The sequence below is a fragment of the Patescibacteria group bacterium genome, assembly GCA_026397045.1.
Lineage (GTDB): Bacteria > Patescibacteriota > Saccharimonadia > CAILAD01 > BJGX01 > JAPLVO01.
This window is the reverse complement of sequence record JAPLVO010000006.1, coordinates 63,481-89,043: the sequence shown is the minus strand read 5'-3', so window position 1 is coordinate 89,043 and position 25,563 is coordinate 63,481. Positions and strand designations below refer to the sequence as shown.

At 43.2% G+C, this 25,563-nt stretch carries 16 protein-coding genes and 1 rRNA gene; 2 read left to right on the top strand and 15 right to left on the bottom strand.

Features of this window, described 5'->3' with window-relative positions:
• The 10 genes from NT111_00700 to pheS all read right to left on the bottom strand — a co-directional run bounded on the left by NT111_00700 (position 1) and on the right by pheS (position 16,101).
• Positions 1-1,418: ribosomal RNA gene (locus NT111_00700) — 16S ribosomal RNA — on the bottom strand.
• Between the two features lie 270 nt (positions 1,419-1,688).
• Entirely contained in the window at positions 1,689-2,528 is an 840-nt protein-coding gene (locus tag NT111_00695) for a divergent PAP2 family protein (GenBank protein MCX6804529.1), read from the bottom strand.
• A gap of 59 nt (positions 2,529-2,587) precedes the next feature.
• Positions 2,588-3,154 (bottom strand): hypothetical protein, encoded by a 567-nt coding sequence (locus tag NT111_00690; GenBank protein MCX6804528.1) that lies wholly within the window; start codon positions 3,152-3,154, stop codon positions 2,588-2,590.
• A 92-nt stretch (positions 3,155-3,246) separates the two neighbouring features.
• The gene (gyrA, locus tag NT111_00685) at positions 3,247-5,769 is read right to left on the bottom strand and encodes a DNA gyrase subunit A (protein MCX6804527.1); all 2,523 of its coding nucleotides are present in this window, start codon (positions 5,767-5,769) and stop codon (positions 3,247-3,249) included.
• Between the two features lie 10 nt (positions 5,770-5,779).
• Entirely contained in the window at positions 5,780-7,843 is a 2,064-nt protein-coding gene (gene gyrB, locus NT111_00680; protein ID MCX6804526.1) for a DNA topoisomerase (ATP-hydrolyzing) subunit B, read from the bottom strand.
• Positions 7,844-8,009: 166 nt separating this feature from the next.
• Positions 8,010-10,493, bottom strand: a complete 2,484-nt coding sequence (locus NT111_00675; protein ID MCX6804525.1) for a type IV secretion system DNA-binding domain-containing protein — start codon at positions 10,491-10,493, stop codon at positions 8,010-8,012.
• A gap of 9 nt (positions 10,494-10,502) precedes the next feature.
• Complete coding sequence (locus tag NT111_00670) at positions 10,503-10,919, bottom strand: hypothetical protein (protein ID MCX6804524.1); 417 nt, start codon at positions 10,917-10,919, stop codon at positions 10,503-10,505.
• A gap of 45 nt (positions 10,920-10,964) precedes the next feature.
• Complete coding sequence (locus NT111_00665; protein ID MCX6804523.1) at positions 10,965-12,431, bottom strand: peptidoglycan binding domain-containing protein; 1,467 nt, start codon at positions 12,429-12,431, stop codon at positions 10,965-10,967.
• A gap of 35 nt (positions 12,432-12,466) precedes the next feature.
• Positions 12,467-15,115 (bottom strand): phenylalanine--tRNA ligase beta subunit-related protein, encoded by a 2,649-nt coding sequence (locus NT111_00660; GenBank protein MCX6804522.1) that lies wholly within the window; start codon positions 15,113-15,115, stop codon positions 12,467-12,469.
• The gene (gene pheS / locus NT111_00655) at positions 15,115-16,101 is read right to left on the bottom strand and encodes a phenylalanine--tRNA ligase subunit alpha (protein MCX6804521.1); all 987 of its coding nucleotides are present in this window, start codon (positions 16,099-16,101) and stop codon (positions 15,115-15,117) included. Before pheS ends, NT111_00660 begins: the two co-directional genes overlap by 1 nt.
• Before the next feature lie 255 nt (positions 16,102-16,356).
• Between pheS and NT111_00650 the strand changes: the two genes are divergently transcribed.
• Positions 16,357-16,506, top strand: coding sequence for a hypothetical protein (locus NT111_00650; GenBank protein MCX6804520.1), 150 nt, complete (start codon positions 16,357-16,359; stop codon positions 16,504-16,506).
• Positions 16,507-17,535: 1,029 nt separating this feature from the next.
• Here the strand turns inward: NT111_00650 and trpS are convergent.
• The 5 genes from trpS to NT111_00625 all read right to left on the bottom strand — a co-directional run bounded on the left by trpS (position 17,536) and on the right by NT111_00625 (position 23,522).
• Positions 17,536-18,519, bottom strand: coding sequence for a tryptophan--tRNA ligase (trpS, locus tag NT111_00645; protein ID MCX6804519.1), 984 nt, complete (start codon positions 18,517-18,519; stop codon positions 17,536-17,538).
• 24 nt (positions 18,520-18,543) lie between these two features.
• A complete protein-coding gene (locus tag NT111_00640) occupies positions 18,544-19,614 on the bottom strand; it encodes a DNA recombination protein RmuC (protein MCX6804518.1) in 1,071 nt (356 codons plus the stop codon).
• A gap of 212 nt (positions 19,615-19,826) precedes the next feature.
• Positions 19,827-20,171, bottom strand: a complete 345-nt coding sequence (locus NT111_00635; GenBank protein ID MCX6804517.1) for a hypothetical protein — start codon at positions 20,169-20,171, stop codon at positions 19,827-19,829.
• Between the two features lie 25 nt (positions 20,172-20,196).
• On the bottom strand, positions 20,197-20,679 hold the full coding sequence (locus NT111_00630) for a hypothetical protein (protein ID MCX6804516.1): 483 nt from the start codon (positions 20,677-20,679) through the stop codon (positions 20,197-20,199).
• Entirely contained in the window at positions 20,676-23,522 is a 2,847-nt protein-coding gene (locus NT111_00625; GenBank protein MCX6804515.1) for an ATP-dependent DNA helicase, read from the bottom strand. Before NT111_00625 ends, NT111_00630 begins: the two co-directional genes overlap by 4 nt.
• A gap of 33 nt (positions 23,523-23,555) precedes the next feature.
• Here NT111_00625 and NT111_00620 point away from each other — a divergent pair, with 33 nt between their 5' ends.
• The gene (locus NT111_00620; protein MCX6804514.1) at positions 23,556-25,556 is read left to right on the top strand and encodes a hypothetical protein; all 2,001 of its coding nucleotides are present in this window, start codon (positions 23,556-23,558) and stop codon (positions 25,554-25,556) included.
• The last annotated feature ends 7 nt before the right edge of the window (positions 25,557-25,563 follow it).

The following is a 25,563-nucleotide window of genomic DNA, read 5'->3' as shown; positions in this document are numbered from 1 at the left end:
GGTGATCCATCCGCACCTTCCGGTACGGATACCTTGTTACGACTTAGCCCCAGTCGCTGGTCTCACCTTAGGGATCAATATTGATCACTTCGGGTGCTCCCAACTCCCGTGACTTGACGGGCGGTGTGTACAAGACCCGAGAACGTATTCACGGCGGCATTCTGATCCACCATTACTAGCAATTCCAACTTCATGAGGGCGAGTTTCAGCCCTCAATCCGAACTGAGGCCGCTTTTGATGCGATTCGCTCCGCCTTACGGCTTGGCAAGCGCGTTGTAACGGCCATTGTAGGACGTGTGTAGCCCGAGGTGTAAGGGCCATGCTGACCAGACGTCATCCCCACCTTCCTCCTGGTTAACCCAGGCGGTCTCGCAAGACATAATAACTTACGACGAGGGTTGCGCTCGTTGCGGGACTTAACCCAACATCTCACGACACGAGCTGACGACGGCCATGCAGCACCTGTCACCAGGTTCCCGAAGGCACATCTAGCTTTCGCTTGATTTCCTGGGATGTCAAACCTCGGTAAGGTTCTTCGCTTAGCGTCGAATTAAACCACATCCCCATACTGTTAGTGATCATCGTTTACGGCGTGGACTACCGGGGTATCTAATCCCGTTCGCTCCCCACGCTTTCGTTCCTGAGCGTCAGCAATAGCCCAGCAAGCTGCCTTCGCCATTGGTGTTCCTTCTGATATCTACGGATGTCACTCCTACACCAGAAATTCCACTTGCCTCTACTATGCTCTAGTCATGTAGTTTTGGACACAGTCCATGTGGTTGAGCCACAGGATTTCACATCCAACTTACAAAACCGCCTACGAACGCTTTACGCCCAGTAATTCCGAATAACGCTTGGACCCTACGTATTACCGCGGCTGCTGGCACGTAGTTAGCCGGTCCTTATTCTACAGGTACCGTCATAATCTTCCCTGTTAAAAGCAGTTTACACTCCGAAAAGCGTCTTCCTGCACGCGGCATCGCTCCATCAGGGTTGCCCCCATTGTGGAATATTCCTCACTGCTGCCTCCCGTAGGAGTCTGGGCCGTATCTCAGTCCCAGTGTGGCTGATCATCCTCTCAAACCAGCTAAACATCGTAGCCTTGGTGAGCTTTTACCTCACCAACAAGCTAATGTTACGCAGGCCCCTCCCGAAGCGCGAAAGCTTTCCTCCGAATAAATCGGAGTATATGGGGTATTAGCCACCCTTTCGGATAGTTATCCCCCTCTTCGGGGCAGGTTCCAACGTGTTACTCACCCGTCCGCCACTAAAAAGTAGAGATTAGACGATAGATGTTAGAGATTCGAATGAACCGAAATTCTAACATCTAAAATCTAAAAACTAAATTTCCGTTCGACTTGCATGTGTTAGGCGTGCCGCCAGCGTTCATCCTGAGCCAGGATCAAACTCTCCAAAAAAGAGTTGCTGACTTAAAAGCCAGTCGATACTCTCACTAAAGAGCTGTATCTTGGGTTGCTACATTTTTACAAAAACGTAGCCAAAAAGAAATTAACGAGTTGTTGTTCTAGCACTATTTACTTCTCAAGTTACTTTGCCCCTTAGCGTTAAAATAAAATCAGCTGACAAAATAACTGTCTGCTGTTTTTATTTAATAGCCCGCTATTGATAGAAAGCAAAAACTGTTTAGAATTTTACAGGTTATTAACAGCTATGTCAACAGTTCGACATCAGCGCTTTTTGCCTGCTTTCTTGAGCCAGGCATTTTTTCTATAGTTTATATTTTCTGAATCAAAACGAGCAACCCTGCCGACATTAAGCCAGCGCCAGGCGATGATCAATACTGCTATCAACCAGACAGATAGAATAGCACATACTAGCCAGCGTTGGCCATAGACAGCTATGGACTCCTTAGCAAGCAGGCCAGCAAGCATAATTAGCAGGCCAAAAAGTATATTTACACACAGTAAATACCTGGAAAGCTGAAGGGTATTTTTATTGCGCTTGAGTTTTTTACGTCGCGATATATATGCTATGGCTGTTAACGCGACCATGGATGCGCCAAGTGAATAGATGGCGTATATTTCGAATGTGGATGCGGTGGAGGTCAACCATTTTATTATTGGGTCTAGCTGGTCGAGGCTAAAGAGCATAGCAACTAGCCCGCCAAGGATTGCACCTACAATAACTTCAAGGGGCTGATGTCCTAATATCTCTCTAAGCCTGTTGTAGTCATCTGGCTTGCGAAGAGTCCCGTTATTGGTCATCTCTTCAATAAGCCTATTGATTGTCTTAGCCTGCTCGCCAGAGCTCCTACGCACGCCAAAACTATCATACATAACTATGCCGGCGAGTATAGCCGTGACACCGAATAGGGGGCTGCTTATACCCTGATGATAAAATGTATAGCCCGCCAATGAACAGACCACAGCTGAGTGCGCAGATGGCATACCACCTGACGCATAAAGATACTTAAAGTCGGCATCCCCTTTGATTATTTCGATAGAGACCTTAATACCCTGAGCTATAACCCAGGCTAGCAAGGGCACATAAAGATATGGTGTAATCAAGATATATTCCTCGTTTATTTAATATTAATTCTAAACTGATATTAGTTCAGCGTCCACTGCTAGTTGGGTTTAAAACTAAATACCATGCCATAATGATAGCCAGGCAGATTTAGAATTCTCTTAAAAACCATGCCGCAGCTATTCATTAGCTTTAGAGCATCTTCCTTAGTCACTCTACGCTCCATTTTGGGGCCAACTGACTGGAATTTACTATCCCAGTCTATTAGCACTATCTCGCTGTCGGCTTTAAGGTATTGGCCTAAGGCCAAGCAGAACGAATCAGGCTTTAGGGTATTGGATAGGAGATTGGTGAGCAAGATTGTGTCAATTGTTCCTGGGGGAATTGTGCCGCCACTTATCAAGTCAGCCAAGAGCTCAAACTTGATGTTTTTATTGTTCGAATACTGGGAAAATTTTTCGAAGGATTCATCATTGGGCCCCGCAATATACACAGTGCCGTTTGGCAGTACCTTTTTAAGTAAGCTGGGCGCAAAAAGACCAATCGGCATCCCGAGCTCTAAGACATTACTTCCAGGCCTTATATCTAAGCCATCGATTACCCGAGAAGGGCTCATGAAGTAATTAGCGACTTTTGAACGAAATTTTTTAGGTAAGGCTTGTAGCATTTAGACCCCTTTCTATTCAACTACATCATACTATATTTATGGCCCAAAATCCAAAAAAATAATGATTCACCTAGGTAGATTCGGGTCACATTTTAGCTGGTTTCATCTTCTTCGAGCTCTTGCTCTTTAGGCAATAAAGCAATCGAGGCGATTTGATCTCCTGAAGCCATGCGCATTATCCTTACTCCTTGTGTGGACCTGCCGATAACTGGTATTTGACTTAGCTTAAGTCTTATAACCTGGCCCTGCTTAGAAATCATTAGTACATCTCCTTCTCTATTCGGGATGATTCTGACATCCACTGCTCTACCAGTCTTAGCAGTAACTACCCCTGCCTTAATGCCGACGCCACCTCTGTTGTGTGGTGAAAACTGGCCACTTTTAGTTATCTTGCCGTAACCGTTCTCCATTATAACTAGCATCAAATTATTGTCTTCCGTAAGAACATCCATGCCCACCACGACATCCTCCTTCCGAAGCCTTATCCCTCTTACGCCCCTAGTGGCTCGCCCCATAGACCTGGCGTCGGACTCACTAAACCTTATCGCCTGAGCCATTGAAGTGGATATTATAATGTCATCCTCGCCTGTGGTTTTCTTAACCCAACTTAGCCTGTCCCCCTCATCGAGCTTTATAGCGACAATACCACTTTGGCGAATATTAGTTAGGTCCGCCAGGGCTGTTTTCTTGACTGTACCATTGATCGTAGTCATAAACAGATATTTCGCTGGGTCATCTTTGTGCATAGTCACTAGTGAGGTAACCCTTTCCTCAGGGCTTAGGCTCAGGACATTCATAATAGACTGGCCTTTTGCTATTCTGCTAGCTGGAGGTATCTCATAGCCCTTAATTTTAAAGACTCTACCTAGCGTCGTGAAGAATAGTAAGGTGTCGTGGGTCTGTGCCTGAACAACATGCTCCACGACATCTTCCTCCTTAGTGGTCATGCCCATCTTACCCTTGCCGCCTCTTCCTTGCGCTCGATACTCACTAGCGATTATTCGCTTGATATAATTACCTTTAGTTAATGTAACCACCACCTCTTCATCCGGGATAAGATCCTCATCGCTAAAGTTGCCGATGGCTTTTTTGATAATTTGAGTTCTTCGTTTGTCTCCATATTTTTCCTTTATCTCGACCAGTTCTTCACGGATAACTTTCAAAATATTAGCTTCATCGCTTAGGATCTTCTGGAGTTCTTTAATGAGTTTCTGAAGCTCATTATATTCATCTTCTATCCTCTTGCGCTCAAGCCCTGCCAGAGTTCGTAACTGCATGGAAAGAATCGCATTGGCCTGGATTTCGGTGAGCTTAAAGATGCTTATAAGGTTCTGGCGAGCCTCATCCTGCGTATCGGATTCTCTAATGGTAGAAATTACCTTGTCTATTTGATCTAAGGCGATCCTGAGCCCCTCGAGAATATGGGCTCGGTCCTTGGCGCGTTGCAATTCATATTCCGTTCGGCGTCGAACCACGACTCGCCTATGGTCCAAGTAGTGCCTCAGTACCATCTCTAGATTAAGTATTCGAGGCTGGATCCCTTCAACCAACGCCAGCATATTAACATGAAATGCTGTTTGCATAGGAGTTAGCTTATAAAGCTGGTTGAGGATCTTATTGGCGTAGGCATCCTTTTTTAGTTCTATAACTATTCTTACTTCCTCCTTGGCAGACTCATCCCGCAGGTCGGAAATACCAACCACTCGCTTATCTTTTACTAGATCTGCTATCTTCTCTACTAAGCTAGCCTTATTAGTCTGATAGGGGACTTCCGTGATTATAATCTTTTCGCGGCCCTTTTTATCCTCTTGTATCTCTGCTACAGCGCGCATTGTAATACTACCCCGGCCAGTACCATATGCTTGAGCTATGCTTCCGTCGTCGAATATAACTCCGCCCGTAGGGAAATCGGGACCCTTAACAATCTTGGTAAGGTCTGCTAGTACGGCCTCGGGATTATCAATAATGTATATAACTGCGTCAACAACTTCCACTAAATTATGAGTGGGGATGTTTGTGGCCATCCCTACGGCGATTCCCTGGACACCATTAAGCAAGAGATTTGGAACCTTAGCAGGCAATACCTTGGGCTCACGCTGAGAGCCATCATAATTGGGCATAAAATCTACCGTATTCTTATCTATATCAACCAGCATCTCCTCGGAAAATTTAGTCATTCTTGCTTCTGTATATCGCATGGCAGCAGCCCCATCGCCGTCCATACTACCGAAGTTTCCTTGGCCATCAACCAACTGGTAGCGCATGCTAAAATTCTGCGCCATTCTGACCATGGAATCATAAATTGCAACATCGCCATGGGGATGATACTTTCCTATTACTTCACCCACTACGGTTGCCGACTTACGGTATTTACCCGAAGGCTTAAGGCCGAGTGTATGCATAGAATAGAGGATTCGTCTATGGACAGGCTTGAGGCCGTCCCTGACATCTGGAAGCGCACGCGAGACTATTACACTCATAGCGTAATCAAGATAGCTCTGTTCCATTTCGGACTCTACCGTCTTAGGAGCAATTAGCCCAAATTCAGTTTTTTGGGGTGTGAAATTATTATCATCGAAATCTTTGATTGGTTCTGGTTTGATTGTATTATCCATGGCTTCCTTTTTATATATCCAAGTTACTTACGCTTTTAGCATGGGTCTGGATAAAGTTCTTGCGTGGGGCAACTTCCTCTCCCATCAGTTTATTAAATATTGCATCGGCTTTCTCGGCGTCTGCGACAGTAACCTTTAATAGTATTCTGTTTTCAGGGTCCATGGTCGTCTCCCAAAGCTGATCTGCATTCATCTCGCCGAGGCCTTTATACCTTTGGATATTGATTCCTGCTTTCTTGAGTGGATTCTCTGCTAATTCGTCCTGATTCTCATTCTCGGCACCTGTCACATCCTCGGCCAACCGCGCAAGATCTTGAGCTGTTTCGGCGCTGGGCTTTTGCTCTTTGGTGGCAAGCTTTTTGGCTTTGTCGTCAGATGCTTCCTTAATTGAAGCCATAATATCATTTATAAGTGAGTCGCGCTCTCGGTCGGAATAAGCATAGCTGGACTTCTTGCCCTTAGACACCTTAAATAGGGGAGGCTGAGCAATATAAATATGCCCGCCCTCTATTAGCTGTGGAAAGTGCCTAAAAAAGAGGGTTAAAAGTAGCGTCCTAATGTGTGCTCCATCCACATCTGCATCGGTCATGATTATAACCCTATTGTACCTAAGCCTGGATATATCAAAAGTTTCTCCGATACCTGTACCCAAGGCAATGATTAGATTCTTTACCTCGTTATTGGCGAGCATCCTATCCAGCCTTGCGCGTTCAACATTAAGTATCTTCCCCCTCAAGGGCAAGATCGCTTGAAAGTTGCGGTCTCTACCTTGCTTGGCAGAACCACCAGCCGAATCTCCCTCGACTATATAGACCTCGGTTTTTTTCATGTCTCTGCTACTACAATCCGATAGTTTGCCCGGAAGAGTCATACCTTCTAGAGCTCCTTTTCGGATGACACTATCCCTGGCTGCTCGAGCTGCCAATCTAGCCCTAGCACTCAATAGACCTTTACCAATTACTTTCTTGGCCTCATTTGGATTTTCTTCAAGGTAATAGCTAAGGTACTCATTTAAAACCTTCTCGACAATGGCACGCATTTCTGGATTACCTAGCTTGGCCTTAGTCTGGCCTTCGAATTGAGGATCGGGTAACTTTACGGAAACTATCGCCGTTAGCCCCTCACGAACATCATCCCCTGTAAGATTTTCGTCTTTCTCCTTAATTAAGCTGTTTTTACGGGCATACTCGTTGACCACTCTTGTTAGGGCCGACCTAAAGCCAATCAAGTGGGTGCCACCCTCTGGGTTAAATATATTATTAGCGAATGCTTTAAGTTGTTCGTTAAAGCTATTACAATACTGGATCGCAATCTCCACCACGACATCATCTACCTTTTTCTCTACATAGAAAGTGGGCTCATTAAGGACCTCTTTACCCTTATTGAGGTGCTCCACATAACTCCTAATTCCCCCTTCAAAATAAAACCCATAACTCTTGTCGGTTCGTTCATCCTTAATATTTACATGCACACCCTTGGTCAGGTAGGCCTGATGTCGCAGATAGTCCAAAACTGTTTTATAGCTAAACTCCGTTGTCTCAAATATACTATCGTCGGCTTTAAAACTTATAGAAGTACCTCGTTTGTCGGTCTTGCCTATCTTTTTAATACCCGACACTGGCACGCCAACTCTATACATCTGCTCATACTCGGTACCATCTTTCCATATAGTTGCCTTAAGATCGGTTGATAGGGCATTAACTACGCTGATTCCGACTCCATGCAAACCGCCCGAAACTTTATAGCCGCCGCCACCGAACTTGCCTCCAGCATGTAATACGGTTAGAACTGTTTCAAGAGCAGACTTGCCGGTTGTTTTATGCTTGTCTACGGGTATACCCCTTCCATCATCGGTTACTGTTACCCATCCATTCTCATGCAAAACCACCTCTACAGAAGTTGCCTCTCCTGCTAGCGCTTCATCGATTGAATTGTTCACGATTTCCCAAACTAAATGATGTAGGCCTTCTATCCCAGTGCCACCAATGTACATCCCAGGGCGCTTACGAACAGGCTCAAGGCCTTCTAGAACTTGTATCTGCTCTGCATTGTACTTCTGTTTACTAATGGCCATTTTACTTGTTGCAACCTCCGTTAGGGTAAATAAATAATAAGCCTTTATAAGCTCATTTAATACCTATTATAGGTGATTAAAAGTACACAATCAATCTATTTATTACGACTAGAGCTTTATCATGGTTCTAAGAATATTGCCGACGGACAAAAATCGGGTGAAGGATTTAACTAGATTTAGTTGATTGAAGGGGTTTACTGGCTTGAGGGTCTTTAGCTTCCTTCGAAGACAAGCTCTCCATTATTTCTTTATTGACTTGTTCGCGCGGCTTAGCATAGCGTTCTCTGGATATTTTCCTCATTTCATCGAGAAGCTCTGGCTTCGGCTTACCTAGAGGGGGCATTATCTCCTTCATTGAGAAAGGCACTGTGGGTACTCCTTTGGAAATAATTTTGGTGGCAGCGAAATGGTTGGGGATAGAGACTAAATCTGGAGCTTCGAAGGCGGGCGAGAACTGTTTTACTAAAAACTCTGCATCGTCAGGTCCAACCCTAAAACCTATCATTGATCCAACATTACCAAAAACTGAGTCCCGAACCTTCTCGTCGAGCTGCGATATAAATTGATTGGCCATAAACATATTGAGCCTGTACTTTCGAGCTTCTGACAAAATAGTTGCTATTGAGTCTGTTGAGTAATTTTGGAACTCATCGATGTATACGCTGAAGTCTTTCCTTTCGTTTTCAGGGATATCGGCCCTACTCATAGCTGCCATTTGGAACTTTATTATAAACATGATGCCAAGAAGCTGTGAGTTGATGTCGCCAAGCAAACCTTTGGAGAGATTTACAAATAGCAATTTCTGACTATCCATAATTTCCCTCAGATCGAAGGCGGATTTTTTTTGCCCAACTATATTACGCATAATCTCATTATTGGAAAAGGCGCCAAACTTAGACACAAACCAGCCCAACATTTCAGACTTAGAATGTGCATCAGTTTGGGCCATCTCCCCGAGCCAAAAATCCTGGATAACAGGGTCTTTTACATGTTTAAACTTTTTCTTTAAATATTCATCATCGGTAAAAACCTTGGGAACCTCAATAAATGTTCCACCTTCTGGGTCTGCCATTACTGTCAAAGCGGCATTCCTAAACCAAGCTTCAAATCTTGGCCCCATGAACCCCTGCTTATTGGGGTCGTATATTTTGTAAAGCATCGAGATTGCTTCCTGGACTAGAAAATCCTTCATCTCTGGATGCGCTGGGTCAAACTCCATAATATTCCAACCCATAGGGTACTTAGTATCGCCGGGGTTAAAATAAACAACATCTTTGGCTCTTTCGGGTGGTACCATAGCCATAAGCTCCTCTGCTGTGTCGCCGTGAGGGTCAATAAAGGCCACACCCTTACCTGCATGCATATCCTGCACTATACAATTTCTTAAAAATAAGGACTTACCTGTGCCGGTCTGCCCGATAATGTAAAAATGACGGCGGCGGTCCTCATCCGAGAGTCTTATGACCTCTTCATTGCCTTGATATATATTCGTACCCAATATCATGCCTTCAGTACTCATACCAGCGGGCGCGGGAATTTCCTTCATTCCTTTGCGCTCGATGTTGGCAGATATCTCTATTGTTTCGCTTGGTAGGTGGAATACTGTGGCAAGCTCTACGGAGTTTAGGACTGTTTTTTTATTATTAACAGGAAAATATCGAAAAATAAAATCTGTGGCAAGCTTTTCGGTATCTTTGGCTGATTTGTAGACAAAGGCGTTGGAGTTATTAAGAGCTAGCTGGGCAAAACCAAGCTTAATACTATCGATGATGACTCTTGAATTAGCCTCCGTATCAGAGCTAGCAATGACTCTAATGCATGTTTCAAATATTGGGAATTTAGATTTATCCTCAATTAATTCACTCTTTTTTTGATCGATCGAATCTGGTTGCTTGCTATCTGCAGACTTGGGATCCTGAGAAGTTCCGCTAAATGGTGCCTTGGCAATGTCGCCTGCAACAGCCATAAATTGCTCCCCGCCCTTCTTTTTATTTGGGTTTAGTAGCCTCTTAGATTCTCGCCGTGCTCTTTTTAGCCACTTTGAGCCCGACGGCCTAATGAGTATCTGGACACCAGCCCCTTCATTTTCGCCTAAACTCGATAGGCCAGACAGTAGACCCGCAAAAGAATCCTGCTCGCTCATTTGGTATGTATTGATAGGGTAGTAGCTAGACTTCCTAAGCTGGAACTCTCCACCGCTGCAGCCGCCTATCTTAGACGCTTTAGAGAAAAAATTAGCATCTTCCTTTTGCTCTATCTGTACACCGGGGTACCCAGAGGTAATGGCCTTTTTAACTGGGGTAAGTAAACTAGCTGGGACAGATAAATAAAAATAGACTTGCTTGCCGACAGCTATTATTTCAAAGCCTACATAGCGCTGACCATGCAATAAGGATTTTTTAGATGAAATACCCGAGAGCAAACGATATACCCCTTCTGCTTTTGATATATTCTCCTTAATGGCTTCCCTGTTATCCCGACTATCTTTGCTAAGCTCCTGAGGCGGGATATTTATTAAAAGAGGGACCAGCTTGAGGCTTCTTTCGACATCCTTTGATTTGCGCTCCTTGGTGACATATAATGCCAAGCCACCGGCGAGTAAGGATAATATAATTATTACTAAGGCAAGTATTACTAGCTCAAGTACCATGTTTTCTTTCTATTTAACATCCAGACCAAACCTCTTTTTAAGGTATGCCCTACTTAGGGCATGGTATGCTTCGTCTTGATAAAAAGGGTCGGAACTAGTTTTATCGACTATCTCATCGGCTTTTTCTACCCACCCTGGTTCGATTTTGTCGTTGTCTTCAGCAGGCATACTCAATAAAGAATCATTGAAGCTGCCAGATGAATCCTTAGTATCCACTGGCTTAGGATTCTGACTGTCTGTGGTGGCGTCGTCATCATCACTAGAAGTTGCCGGTAGAGATGAATGAGCCCTACTGCTGGCTGGCGGGGAAGCCGCCAGCTCTGGCGAGGTCGCATCATTTGCCTCGGTTGCCTTACCTGGCTGCTCGCTGGGTATGTTGGGTGCTTTTGCTTCCGCTGAGGATGGCGTTATTATATCTGGCTGCATGGTTTTATTATAGCAGTTATACTTATAGCTAACTAGGATATTTGGCTAGTTGTGAACTTGAACTGGGGTACCAATCTCCGACCAACCATACAAGAATGCCGCCGAACTCTTTGGCATGTTAACACAGCCGTGGCTCCCTCCGTAGTAATAATCCTGGCCACCAAAGCTATTTCGCCAGTCAGCGTCATGAAGGCCATACCCACCATAAAATGGCATCCAATAATCGACAAAAACATTATAATCCCAGCCGTAAGGCCGGCCATTAAGGTACCTACTCCGCTCCTTAGCATAAATGCTAAATAACCCTGTAACAGTCGGGAAGCCTTGCCCGGTGGCACCGCTTGTTATGTAGCTACTAAATACCACTTGGCTGCCCTGGTATGCCCAGAGTCTTTGGCTGGACAGGTTGACTTCAATATACTTACCTTGCCCGCTGTAAGTCCTATTAGTCTCGGTTTGGAAAGGGATCGCTTGGGATGTCAGATTCACACCAACTACAGCGTTGTCTAGCCCGGAAAATATTTGCTCCATAGCAATATCCATCGCAATTGTCTTACCATTAACCCCTTCTTGTTCTACCGTAGCTACACCGTTATTTATCTGGATCTTCTTATTTTTGGGAGCCAGATAGACCTGATCTGCTATAGACTGCAGGTAGCCCTTAATCTGGTCTTTTGAAACATCGATACTAATATTGAGGGTGCCATCTTCATTTTTTATAAGGCTAGGCACAAGCCAGTAGCCAATAGTTACTCGGTCGGGCGTAAATTCCTTACCTTCATACTGTAAAGATATTTTTCTAGACAATAAATCGTCGGCCCTAGCCTTGGCTGGCTGAGCATCACGAGCCAAGAAGGATGCCCTCACTAGCTTGGGATCAAGGTGCAGGTTTTGGTCCTTACCGTCTGCTACGGAATTTCTAATAAGTTCAGTGAGGGCTTTTTGGTCTACTTGGTACCCATCCACACTATCAACTACTTCCGCTTTACCTTCAACAACCTTTATTGATGCATTAATTGGCTCTTTGCCGGCTGAAGCAACGATATTAGAAGTAAATAACTTGAGCTGATCGTCATTTAGCTGGTACGAATAGCCTATTTGGCCTTCTTTGGTCGATTCAACTAGGCCTATAACGGGTAGGGGACTAGAGCGACCAATCCCGTAGGCGATATCCAGCGTCGCCTCAGAATCATACCTAGCTCCCAGTTCTGTCCCTGTGGCCCTAAACACCTTATCGCCAACTTTAATATCAAAACTTCTATCAGACTTTATATCTGAGAGCACCTTTCTGGCTTGTTGACGCGTCTTAAAGCTTAGATCTACCCCAGATACAGATACTCCAGGGAATATAACCCCCTCTGTAAAGGCCGATATTATAAGATTTGAGGCCACGAAAGATATAAAAAACCCTAAGGTAATAAACCATAGCCTAGATGCTGCAGAAGGTTTTTGGCCTGACTTCGATAAGCTCCTTGGAAGGCTTAGAAAGTGTGAATGGGGTTTTGGGTTCATACCATTTTATTATACCCGAATAAGCAGTGCTTTTACTATAGTACTTGTGCTTGGGGAATTTTACCCAATAATTTTATACAGGTGCTTAAATGCTGGGTAATTTCCTCGGAGCTGGGGTTTGGCCCGAGATCGAACTCGACGCCAATAGTGACCCTTTTTCGGGATTGAGATAGTAATATTTCATTCTGGAACTCCCCCTGGTACACTATTGAGTAAGCACTGTTATCGATGACATTTCTAATATCTGTATATAGAGTTTCGGCTTTGACCTCTACAGTTATGTCCTTTTTAACTAATTGATATGGGATTATTTCTTTAGCCAGAATATTCCGCCGATCCCCGATTAGTTTAGCCACCTCAATCTCGATAAATGAAACCTCCTTGCTAACCCCGAATAAGCTAGCGATTGCTGGTGATACCTGACCAAAACTGCCAAGACCCTTGGAAATCTTAGCCGCTCTACCGGAAATATAAATATCATTTTTGGGCATTCTAGATACTTTGTTACTCAACTTATACCAGCCCAATAAAGAGTCCAAAACACCTTTGATTCTAAGGGTGGTGGATTCCCCCCAAATACAAACAGCCAGCACCCACTTTTCATCAAACCCATTACTATGTTTTGTATAGACTCGGCTAATCTCGAATATTCCGCCAGTTTTATAAGCTGAGTTCTTAGCAACTGCTCGGAGATGGCTTGCCAATAGACCTGTCCTCAGATAATCTTGCTCGCTGCTTAGTGGGTTTTCAATTTGCAAGAACTCATCGCTATTAGAATTGGTATTTTTAATATCCATTTTTGAAACAAAGGAGTAAGTCATTACCTCATTGAGACCATAGGCAGCCAATTTTATTCTTAAGCTCATTAATTCAGGTAAAATTTGGTGACTGGAGCTGTCAGTGGGCGGTATATTTGGAAGGCTTTCAGGCATTGCTGAGTAACCCACGGATTTGGCTATTTCCTCGAAAATGTCTACTTCGCCAATGATATCATCACGCCACCAGGGCACCTGTATGCTAATAATATGATTAAAATTGTCCATGTACCTACGAGCACCGAGATAGTTTAGGGACTTAGTAATGCTAGATACCGGCACTATTGAAATCTCAGGCTTGCCGTCAGCTTGGCACAGAACTTTACCCCTACCCAAATAAATCCCGAGACTGCTCTTTTTAGGATCAGAATTATCCTTCGAGAAAAGCAAATCTCCTACCTTTAGCCCTACTGATGGTACCTCCATGCCTTCGGCCAAAATATTCTCTGATACTTCTCCTAGTATGAAACCAGCATCTCGGTAAATTGATTTAGCAATTTTTATAATACTAGTTTCTATGAGATTCTCGCTCTGAGAGTACTTACTAATCTGTTTCGCAAAAGAAAAGTGACGGGTAGCAAACCCCCTTTTGGTAAGAATATTCTCTACCTGCTTTCCATCTAGCTTATAGCCCAAAAAGATTTCCGCCTTCCTAAGCCTCATGCCCAGATGAGTGACAGTGGACTCTGACATAATCTGCTCGGAGATATCTCCAATTACTTCGGCCCCACAAATATCCTTCAGAAGCTGAACTATCCTAGAAAGAGCTAAGCGGGGGAGGGGGAGTGGAAGACCTTTTTCAAACCTAGAGGAAGCTTCTGTCCGAATTTTATGATTAAGCGCGCTCCTCCTAACTGCAGTTTTGTCTAAGCTGGCGACCTCAATTAAAAGCTCCTTGGAAGCATCCGTGGTTTCTGCTCTTTTGGCGCCCACTACACCAGCAAGGCCAATTACCCCCATTTCATCGGCGATTACAATATCGTTCTTGGATAATATAAATTCTTTTCCATCAAGAGTGGTGAGTGCCTCTTTACTTTTGGCTGATCTGATTTCAATTGACCCTACAATCTTGTTGGCATCGTAAGCATGTGATGGCTGACCATACTCTAGCATCACAAAATTTGTGATATCGACAGCTGGGTTGATACTTTTGATACCAGAAGACACCAAGTTATCCACAAGCCATTTAGGACTCTCGGTATTTGCTTTCACGGCTACCCTTGCAAGATACATCGCTTTGCACTCTACTTTTGTTTTGACTTTTAAGGATTTAATGTCTTGGCACACAATATCATCAAAATAAGGCTCCTTTAGTTCGTTATTTTCATCAACGGCCGATATTTCCCTTGCCAGGCCGATATATGACATATAGTCCCATCGGTTAGAAGGTGTCTTTATGTCCAGGATATCACCTAATTTGTCTATGTCGCACAATGACTTGCCAAGCGGTAGGCTAGGGTCGAGCGATATTATTCCGCTATGGTCATTTCCTCGTTCAAGTTCTAGCTCCGAGCAAAGCATCCCACTTGAAGCTTGGCCTCTTATCGCAGTTCGTTCTATCACATCTCCTGATGGCAATGTTGTACCGACCTGAGCCAGTGCGACTATCATGCCAATTTCTAGGTTATTTGCCCCACAGACGATTTCTACTATTCCGCTACCAATATCCACAGACACCAGGCTCAGCCTGTCCGCATTGGGATGTTTACTATAGCTGACTACACGAGCAGTTATAATTTTGTTATCCAGCGAATCGGCATACAATATCTCATCTACTTCAACCTCCGTACGGTCTAGTATACTAACCATGTCTTGAGTCTTAAGTGGTTTACCTAAGTATGAATTTATTAAATCAACGCTTACTTTCATCAGAACTGCTCCAAATATTCTAGTCGTGGCCGCCATAACTGTCGCAGGTCAGAGATCCCATATTTGATCGCTGCAATCCTTTCAACTCCCCAGCCAAATGCGAACCCGCTATACACCTCGGGATCAATACCACCGTTGCGAAGGATATTTGGGTGCACCATCCCAGCACCGCCGAGCTCTAGCCACTTGCCTCGATATTTAGCATCTACCTCGACTGACGGCTCAGTGTAAGGAAAGTAACTTGCCCTAAATCTGATTTCTGTTTCAGGGCCCAACTGGCGTTTAACTATCTGTAGCAGCGTACCTTTTAAGTCAGCCATACTTACATCCTTACCTACTACTAGACCCTCTATCTGGTTAAAGAGCCACGAATGCGTCGAATCCTCATTCTCGTTCCTAAAGACCTTCCCAGGAACGATTATCTTGAAAGGTGGCTTATTATCGTTCATGAACCTAACCTGCATACCAGAAGTATGGGTTCTTGGGAGTAACTTGCGATCGCTGTTTAATATATAGAATGTATCTTGCATCTCCCTGGCAGGATGTTCTTGTGGCATATTGAGGGCCTCGAAATTAAACCAGTCAGTTTCTATCTCTTGGCTATCTACTATCGCAAACCCCATATCAGAAAATATTTGATATGTCTCTGCGAGTACAAGAGATGATGGATGCAGGTGGCCAATACTTACGGAATCGGACAAGGCTAAGCCTGGGCGCGATATGTCAATTGGGTCATAGATGCTAGTAGACTTCATCTCCTTTTCCATTTTATCAAGTACCTGTTCAATACTTTTTTTAAGGGAGTTTAGCTCGGCGCCAGCACTGGCTCTGGCTTTAGGGTTTAGGCCAGGCAGTGAAGACATCCCGGCAGACAACGCACTGCCTTTGCCTAGATATTGTGATCTTAAGAGCTGTAGACTCGCAAGAGTCGTAATAGCTTTACAGTCGGAATCAAGGGCTTTTAATATTTCACTACTATCAAGCATTAGGTATTTGTCCTTCTAGTTCTAAAGTATATCTCGACTAGTGCTATGGTTAGTAAAAATAAGATTATATCTCTCCAAGAAAGACTACGCAAGCTAGAAAGCGCCAACAGAATTGTCACTGAAAAACCCACCAAAAACCCTGTCCGAATACTAGAATAAAGGCTCTTTAGAATATTGCCAGAATACTTAGCCCTCCTGGATGCTATTGCATAAGAGGAGATTGATACCGCAGAGGAAACCAGCAAGAGTACATTTATGAACCAAAAGGTGACACCACCTGGCCCAAGACTGGTGGGGTTAGTTTTAACTAAAGAAATCACAAATATTACAGAAGTTGTGATGAGTAACAAAACTAGTAATGACCTTAATATAGTAGACTGTGTTTTTGAATTCATAAATACTTAATTAGATAGATAACATTATCTCATAGCTGGTTTTTATCGTACAGGGTATAAATATATTATCCAAAATAGAACACAAAATAAAAATATGTGAATACATTTTTCAAGAGGGCCCTCTTGAACTCTGAATCGAACAACTATTTTATACCAATTCTTCGAACAAAATAATTATAGAATGTTGGCCGTATAAAAGTTATCCACAGTAGGGATATTTATTCACTTAAAACTCTTATGCCGTTGCGCTGGATGCTTTATAACGCAAACCCCGCACTCACCGGCCCTAAATACTCTACTTTTGGGCTTATGTTGTATTTGCTACATTAAAAGGCAGTAATATACTGCTACTTAAGTTCTTAAGAGTCCACTAACCTATTTAACTATCAATAATGCATGCTTAGCTTTAGTATCTGCAAAAAACCTTACTCCTATTTGCTTATATATAAAAAACCACCTCCCTGAGTGGGTGGCGGCATGTATGGCGAATAAATCAAATGGTTACGGGCCGATTCAAATGCCCTTAGAGTTTAGAAACAAAATTGGCATGTATCGGCCCGAGGTGCGTCCTTAGCCGGAGGCTAAAGGCGCTGAAAAGTTACAATCGTGTCTTTTTTATTGGTTACTTGGTACGAATTTACGATTGTGGCTCCCCAACCATCACTACGGTGCCCAATCAGGACTTTATTCTTAGCTTGTAAGTGCAAAGTCCTGACTGGGTTCCTTCGGTTACTGGCCTACCTCCTTTTTTACCTTAATATCTGACGGTAGACTAACCCTGTGACAGTAAGGAAGTTCTGGTACAAAAAACAAGGGGGTTGCCCTTTGTATCCAGAATTTCCTTACCGTGTAATGCTTGTGGCTCTAAAAACGAGAACTGGCTCACAAGCTATGGTGGTTTGGTTATGTTGTGTGGCATATTTAACTTTTTTGTTTTTAATGAACTAGAATAACTCTAGTATAGCATGCTGCTTATGCTTATGTCAACGATAATATCTAAGTTCCTGTCTTTCTACTCTGTTGAAAGATGTTATAATTATTACAACAAGCCTATTTTACTTTTAACTTCATCTAGTTTTTTATTGGCTATTTTAGAAGCTTTTGTGTTTCCGGCACCCACTATAGCCATCAAGCCGGCTTCATCAGATCTATACTTTCTGAATTTAGACTGGAGGTCAACTAAATTATCACGGACAAGCTCCCCTAGATCTTTTTTGAACTCTCCATAGCCTTTAGACGCATAACGCTTCTCTACATCAGCTATATTTGCATCTGTGAATCCTACATAGATATCTATCAGATTAGAAATTCCTGGCTTGCTCTTAGGATCGTACTTTATTTTATCGTCTGAGTCTGTAACTGCCCTCATAAACTTCTTTATTACTGATTTTGGGTCCTCTGATAAGGCTATAGTGCTATCTGGGTGCTCACTCTTACTCATTTTATAGCGTGGGTCATCAAGGCCTTTAATCCTATTGCCGGAGCTCTGTACTATGGCCTTTGGCACAACAAATGTATCTCCATAAATATTATTAAATCTACTGGCTATATGCCTAGTTAGCTCGATATGCTGGGTTTGGTCTTCCCCTACGGGGACTTCATCCGTACTGTATAGCAATATATCTGCTGCCATGAGCACTGGATAATTTAGTAGCCCGGCCAGCTGCCCCTCGGGTCCTAGCTTGGTTGATTTGTCCTTATACTCAGTCATACGGCCTAGCTCCCCCATTGTCACGAAGTTTTCTAGTATCCAGAAGAGCTCAGCGTGAGCTGACACCATAGATTGGACTAGGATAATTGAATGCTTTGGATCTACACCAACAGCCAGTAGCCAAGCAACCAAGTCCAGAGTTCTAACTTTTAGCTGGGCGGGGTCCTGCCTAACCGTTAAGGCATGTAAATTAGGGATAAAAAATATACTTCTGTTGACTTCTTGATCTTTTGGCCAATGTTTCATGGCGCCAATATAGTTGCCAATTGTCATTTCCCCGGTTGGTTTAAGCCCTGATAGTACTGTCTTCATAATTGCATTATACAACACTACGGTCTAATCATCGATATTTGGCTTGTCTAGCATGGCTGGCTCAACTACATCCTGGGTGCCCGCAATATTCACTACATCCTTGTCTACCTTCTTTAGTTCCTTGTGAGCGTTATTGTAATGGTTGACTGTTGTCCCAAGTGAATTGCCTATTTTGTGCATGAACTGCTCATAGCTCTTGATATGTCTTCCGAGCATCCCAACCCGCTTTTGTATTTCTTTAGCCTGATCCTCTATCTGTAAGCTCCTGAGCCCCTGGAGGACGGTCTGAAGATACGCCATAAAGGTTGTTGGGCTCACGATGATAACTTTTTTGTCCTGAAAAGCATACTCGATGAGGTCTCTGGCAGCGGTATCAGCACTACCAATCTTATTTATTAGCAGATCGTTGTAGATTGCCTCCGAAGGAATGAACATAAAAGCGAAATCCATTGTGTTCTCGGATGGCCTAATGTATTTACTTGTTTCATCTATTCTAGCTTTAAGATCATGCTTAAACCGCTTTATCAGAAGCTCCTTACGCTCTTTGTTCTTCTCCTCTATCAAGCGATTATAGTTTTCTAGGCTGAATTTTGAATCTATGGGCAACATCTTATCTTTTTCAAGGAATATTACCGCATCCACGATATCACCATCTTTGAATTTGTACTGCAGCTTATAGCGCCCAGCAGGCAGTACATTATCTAGGACAGTTTGCAAATAATACTCGCCGAGTACCCCCCTTTGCTTAGGGTTTTGCAGGACATTTTGCAGCGTCTTTAGTTCATCGGCTACATCTACGACGCGCTTGTTGGTTTCATCAAGCTTAGTGAGCCTCTCGGTTACATCAGCGATAATCTTGTGAGATTCAGTCATCTGCTTTTGCACACTCTGCTGCATAGCTGAATTATTCTTGTCTATCCTGTCGTTAAGGTGTGATTGGGATTGGTTGATCAGCTGCGAAATACCCTGTATATCTTGCTTGAGCATGCCAACGGTGTCGGAGCTTATGCCATTATTTTTTGTAATAAGTAAGTATATAACAGCTCCGATAGCGAGCAAAAGCACAATAAACATAATTATCAGTAGTGTGGTCATGTTGTCCTCCTTTAATAATATTATAGCATAGGAACTTTTACGAACACAATACGAAAAGGCTATAAGAAATATTGGTGTGTTCAACTAAGTAGTTCATTAATTATGTCTATTTACTGATCTTATATCCCTGGTAAATAATGCTCTGCTGATCGAGTAGACAAGCCTAACGATGCATAGAATCAATGCTATAGCATGGGTGGTATGTAAGGATCTTATTTTTTGATACCGCGAAGGTAGGACACTGCTGCTGCTGCCAAAAACCCAATACTACCAAACATCAGCCCGGTTTGCGCATATATAATAATCAAAAAAGCGTTATCACTAGGGGTTTCGGTGCCAACATATATAAATTTATATACAAAGAAGCGAATTAGTTGCATAAGAGCGAGACATAAAAGTGAATAAGCTATATATTTTCGGGTTTTGGTTCTAATTAGGCCCTGCAAAGTAGAGATCAATATCTGCTTGCTAGGCCTCTTTGCTAGTCCGGTGCGAGTCTTGGCTATGTTGACCCTACCGGATCTTCTTACCACTTTTCTGGATGTTTTTTTGCTCATGGCTACTATTCTACTCTTTTTTAAGCTATATTCTAGTTAACCACCAGGCTAATCTCTTAGTTCTTTTAGCGCGAACTGGCCTAGGCTCGAAGTATCTTGTGAGTATTTCCGCCCAATTAGCCTTAAGCCATTTCTTTTGCATTAAATACATCTCTTCTAGGCCCCTTTCTGCAAATTCCTTGCGAATAATTCCTCCGCTATGTGGATGCAGGTGCTTTTGTTCGTGTGGGGAGTTAAATCCGTGAGCATAATGAGTCAGCTCGTGGACAATAGTGGCTATAATTACATATTCTGGTACATCTAGATCCATAAATATACGATTAACTATTATTACTGATGTTTTTGGGTCTTGCCTATCTAACCCTATCGATCCGAGTCTTCGTCTAGCTATCCTGCCATACTTGATATGCACATTATTGATTCTCTGGACATCGCTAAAGTAATTAGCCCATATATTATCTAGTAAGCTCTCTAGCCATTGTTGATCTCTAGGGCTATCTAAGATCATAGTAACAGTTTGTTAAAATCAATTGAACTCTGACCTTTATCTTCAAAATGCATATTTTTTATGCCATTAACAGCCTGGGTAATCAGCCCAATGGTCTTTTCGTGATCAATTTTATCAGTCTTTGCTACGACCAGATCTTCCACAAACTCCAAACTGACTGAAGATACAGGCTTTTGTTGTAATTTTTCCCACGATAGGGCGTATATTCCCAGCTGCACGCTGTCTTTTAGCTTTTTATCCGCAGATTTCTGATCCTTGACCCTTGATGTTTTAAAATCTCTGATCTCTAGGCCCGATGGAGTATTTAAGACAATATCGTAGCGGCCAGATATTACCGTCTTGATGTCTGTCAGCTGTAGTTCAAATGGCTGCTCTATAGCTATTGGCATGAGTTTATCACTCTTATGATGTTCAATGTAATTAGTAATGGCAGTCCGGCCAGTCTCATAGAGTGTTGCCTCGTGATCAGCCGACACAAAACCCTCGCTCTTCCAGGCCAGACGATATACATCAAGCACATCTGCAATCGATATTTTACGAGATTTTAGCCTAAATTTATAATAATGCTCGAGTGCGGCATGCACGCTGGACCCATATACCAGCGTATGAAATGGCCCCTTGGGTAGTTGCAGTACATGAAACAACCAAAACTCCTTTGGGGACCTTAGGTAGTCATGCACTTGGTTAGTCGTTAAATACAGCCAATCGCCCTTGTAAAAGCGGCCTAACATGGAATCTTTGTTAACGACCTTATTTATTGGCTCAAATGAGTTAATCAATTCGGCCATTTCTATCTGAGCCCCAACCTTAATTAGCCCAAGTTGCCAGTTTGGGCCATGGGACTCTGCTATGAATCGTGAAGGCTTCCTGGGGCGCTTACCGCCGCCATCAGTTGCAAAACTCATCTCAACCCCCATCCTTGCCCTTGTTAGGCCTACATAGAACAGCCTGCGCTCTTCATCATAATGATCCCCGTCTGCCTTAGGGAGTATAGAATCGGGGAACTTAACTGCTTCTGGCTTGCGATATGTCGGGAATGATTGCTCGACGAGCTCTGGCATAAACACATGATCAAACTCCAGTCCCTTTGCTTTATGTATAGTCATGACCTGAACTCCTTGAGTATCGAGAGGCGAGATATCACTCATAACATCTGCCGAAGAAGACTTTATCTCTTCTAGGTAGCTGCACAATTCCACCAAACTCGGATTGGCTGATGCTAGCTCGAATTGCTTAATTAGCTTAAAAAAATCTGTCATATATTGGATGCCTAATGCCGAATCTACCGATTCTTCGGCGTCTTTTATTAAATCTCTAAGGAAGCCGTCTGATTTTACGGCAATAAAAAGTACCTCGCCGGCACTATATTCAGACAAAAGCTCCCGCCATTGTGTTATTTTATCAATAACACTAATAGCCCAGGGTGTATCTTCTGATTCAGTCAGCACCTCTAGAAGGGTCTTATTTTGTCTTCTGGCAACTGCAGCTAAATCAATAATTTCGTGCTTATTTGGAGCCTTAAAGAACCCACTTATCAATAACTGGAACAGAGAAGAACTATCGTTAGGGTCGCAGATGGTGTTGGTTAGAGCGACCAATATTTTAACTTTTTGCTGATCAAAAAGCTCTACATCTTGATGGACATAATAAGGGATATTTTTCTTTTGAAGCCCCAATATGTAAGCTTTAAGCTGAGTATTTGTTCTTAATAATATCGCAATATTATTTTGTTCGGAGGAGGTCTTTATGAGATTCTCGATATTATTTACAACACCCTCTACTTCTAGCATCTTATTGCTATACTGATGCACTCTAACGGTTGCATCAGGATGATTATGGCCTCTGAGCTGCTTATTAATATTCTCTGTCACTTCTAGCCTACGAGGATTGTTATTTTGAATTAGCCTATAGCCTGAATCGAGGATGTTTTGCCCACTTCTGAAGTTGTCCTTAAGGACCACTAGCTCACTATCTGGATACTTAGTTCTGAAATTGAGGATATTTTTGACTGTTGCCCCTCTGAAGCTATAAATCGCCTGGTCGTCGTCCCCTACGGCCATGATATTATTATGAGTCGACAATATACTACTTATTATCTCCATCTGAATGATGTTTGTATCTTGAAATTCATCTACCAGAATGTATTTATACCTCTTGGCTAGTTCATTTTTAATCTCAGGCTTAGAATCTAATAAATGTTGTAGTTTTATCAATAAATCACCGAAATCTAAGCTGTTCTTGACCTCGCAAAGCATACTATATTTACTATATATTTCAGCTAGATCAGCTAGGGCTTCGCCCTTATTTAGCTCGCCGTCGTCGGTCAATTTTTCAATCATTAATTTAAAACTTTTAGCGCTAATACCTTCATCTTTTAATCTCGAAATAGAACTCTTGATAGCCTTTATGAACGCAAACGGATGGTATTGAGGGCTAAAGTAGCTATACTCCACGCTGGATAAAACCTCTTGAAAGATTATGGTCTGCTGGAAATCACTGAGCACCTGAAATTCTGGGCTGACCCCGGCGTCTAATGCGAATTCTCGCATAATTCTTTCGGCAAGGGCGTGAAAAGTCATTATTTGAGTATCGATATAGCCATAAGGTAGAAGCTCATCGACTCTTTGCTGCATTTCGCTAGAAGCCTTCTCGGTAAAAGTCAGTGCCAGCACCTCCTCCGCTTTGGCATTTCCTGACAATATTAGCCTGGCAATCCTTTGCGTGATGACGGCCGTCTTGCCTGTCCCTGCACCTGCCACAACAAGTATTGGCCCCTTTTCATGGTTAATTGCCTGAAGCTGTTCGGGCGTAAATTTAATTGGTAGTTGCTCGTTGCTTTTCATTATGTGCCTTTATCATACCTTAAGCCCTGCAAAATGGTACAATATTATCATAAAAAGAGAGCCATCATTAAGCCCACCGAAATCTCCAGTCAGCACATACAGTACAATTACCTACCAAAGAAGATGAACAGATCTATTGGAGAGTCTTTTGTGATTGGATTTGAGCCAAGCGAGGAAATGGCATCTAGCTTTGGGAGTCTTTATCTTTCATTCGAATACAACCCCAATGACAAGCGAGTTAACCTCGAAAGCATCGTTCAGGGATTAGGTAAGGCATTTTACGAGAGCGGTATTCAAACCAGCTTCGAAAGGCGCTTTAGAATGTGCCTACGAGCTCTTAACGAGCTAATTACCGAGTCTAAGGGGGAATACAATATTGGCATTATCGCTACTCATAACGGCCGCGTGCTATTCGCTAATGCCGGTAAAATGCTCATGCTACTCTTTAGAAAGTCAGTTGCGACCAGCTTAGGGCTTAAAATACCAGAGAGGCTGTTCGGCCAGGTTGGAGAGGGCTCAATAAGGTCTGGCGACACCCTGCTGATGGCCAGTAGTGCAATATCTAAAAGCCTGGATAAAAAACAGCTTGCTTCTTTTTCGTCGCAGCAAAAAATCAACAACTCTAAGGAATCGATCCTGCAGGCGTTAGATTTAGCTGAAGATATTTGCTACAGCTTCATACTAATCAGGGTTAACGGAACAGACCCAAAAGAAGAGCTTACGCCGCCAAATGTAGCAACGATCTCAAAAGACAAGCTTAGTTCGGCCTTTTTTGGATTAGCTAATGGCCTCAAGTCTGGCAGAAACTATGCCAAGAAGTCTATCAATAAAACGGCAGCTTCGACAAGACATCAAGTAGTACCTGCTATTTCGGGTAAGGTCAAAAAAGGCTGGACAGCTATATGGACTAAATACATAAATCCAAACCCGAAACAAGCATTTATCGTTGTATCTATTACTATAATAACTCTCTGCCTTCTTGGTCTGGGGGCTTCGTCCATGCTCAAAACAGCCGACTCATCTGGCAAGGTACTTGAGGACGCTATAGTAGTTATCTCGTCAGCTGAGGCTGAATTAGCTAAGAACAATCGAGGTTCTGCAAAAAGTACTTCCAATAAGGCTAAGGAGTTGCTTGATTCCATTAGCGACACCGACAGGTCGAAAATAGATTCTCGAGCCTCGGTCGATAAAAACCAGCCGAGCTTTAGCTTGGTAGCTCTAAGGTTAGAGAGTTTGATCGACAAAATAGATAGCATTACCAGGATTCCCACAGATAACGGCTTCCCAATCCCCCAGCGGCAGCTATCCTCCATAACTTGGGCTTCATCGGCTCTAACTGGGATAGACCCATCAGTGGGCTCTGTGGTAGAAATAAACCCGCTTTTAGGCGACCCTGCTGTACGGGCCAGCGAACGGGATCTTATTGGGTCTTCTGCCGCGGACAGCATGGGTGGAGTCGGCATTATAATGCTCGGTAAATCTAGCCTATGGCAATACGCTTTTGCTGACGGCCTGCAGCAGCTTAAGTCTGACTCTCTGCCAAATTCAGTTGATGTCGCCAGCTACCTTGGCAACTTATACCTACTTAGCCCCGAAGAGAACCAAGTTATCAGATACACCAAATCTGGGACTAAGCTGGCCGCCAAAACAAGCTTGCTAAAGAATCTACCATCTGGCAGCCTGAATAATGCCAGCTCTTTTATCGTTAATGGCAACATTTTTATCACGCAAGGAGACCGCATAAGGCTCTTTGAACAAGGCTCGGAGCGTGATTTTAAGATTAACAATCTACCGGAAGGCTTCGGGGAACTTAACAGTATCTATTACAATCAAGAGGCCGGCTATTTCTTAGTACTAGGTTCATCAAGAGACAAGATAGCACTGCTATCAGCCGACTCAGATTCGGCAAGTTTTGTCAGATCCTACGCACTTTCAGGTAATCTACCAATCAATTCGTTTACTATGGGCCCCAATAGCTCCCAATTATTTATAAATACTGATAACAAAATATTGACTTATAAGATAGAAAAATAGTAGTTTT

What these genes read in the sequence shown, in the direction of transcription:
- NT111_00670 (MCX6804524.1), bottom strand. Translation starts at nt 10,919, where the DNA reads ATGCAGCCAGATATAATAACGCCATCCTCAGCGGAAGCAAAAGCACCC.
- NT111_00625 (MCX6804515.1), bottom strand. Translation starts at nt 23,522, where the DNA reads ATGAAAAGCAACGAGCAACTACCAATTAAATTTACGCCCGAACAGCTT.
- NT111_00640 (MCX6804518.1), bottom strand. Translation starts at nt 19,614, where the DNA reads ATGACCACACTACTGATAATTATGTTTATTGTGCTTTTGCTCGCTATC.
- NT111_00665 (MCX6804523.1), bottom strand. Translation starts at nt 12,431, where the DNA reads ATGAACCCAAAACCCCATTCACACTTTCTAAGCCTTCCAAGGAGCTTA.
- NT111_00620 (MCX6804514.1), top strand. Translation starts at nt 23,556, where the DNA reads ATGGTACAATATTATCATAAAAAGAGAGCCATCATTAAGCCCACCGAA.
- pheS (MCX6804521.1), bottom strand. Translation starts at nt 16,101, where the DNA reads ATGCTTGATAGTAGTGAAATATTAAAAGCCCTTGATTCCGACTGTAAA.
- NT111_00675 (MCX6804525.1), bottom strand. Translation starts at nt 10,493, where the DNA reads ATGGTACTTGAGCTAGTAATACTTGCCTTAGTAATAATTATATTATCC.
- trpS (MCX6804519.1), bottom strand. Translation starts at nt 18,519, where the DNA reads ATGAAGACAGTACTATCAGGGCTTAAACCAACCGGGGAAATGACAATT.
- NT111_00660 (MCX6804522.1), bottom strand. Translation starts at nt 15,115, where the DNA reads ATGAAAGTAAGCGTTGATTTAATAAATTCATACTTAGGTAAACCACTT.
- NT111_00630 (MCX6804516.1), bottom strand. Translation starts at nt 20,679, where the DNA reads ATGATCTTAGATAGCCCTAGAGATCAACAATGGCTAGAGAGCTTACTA.
- NT111_00650 (MCX6804520.1), top strand. Translation starts at nt 16,357, where the DNA reads ATGAACCAAAAGGTGACACCACCTGGCCCAAGACTGGTGGGGTTAGTT.
- gyrA (MCX6804527.1), bottom strand. Translation starts at nt 5,769, where the DNA reads ATGGATAATACAATCAAACCAGAACCAATCAAAGATTTCGATGATAAT.
- NT111_00690 (MCX6804528.1), bottom strand. Translation starts at nt 3,154, where the DNA reads ATGCTACAAGCCTTACCTAAAAAATTTCGTTCAAAAGTCGCTAATTAC.
- NT111_00635 (MCX6804517.1), bottom strand. Translation starts at nt 20,171, where the DNA reads ATGAGCAAAAAAACATCCAGAAAAGTGGTAAGAAGATCCGGTAGGGTC.
- gyrB (MCX6804526.1), bottom strand. Translation starts at nt 7,843, where the DNA reads ATGGCCATTAGTAAACAGAAGTACAATGCAGAGCAGATACAAGTTCTA.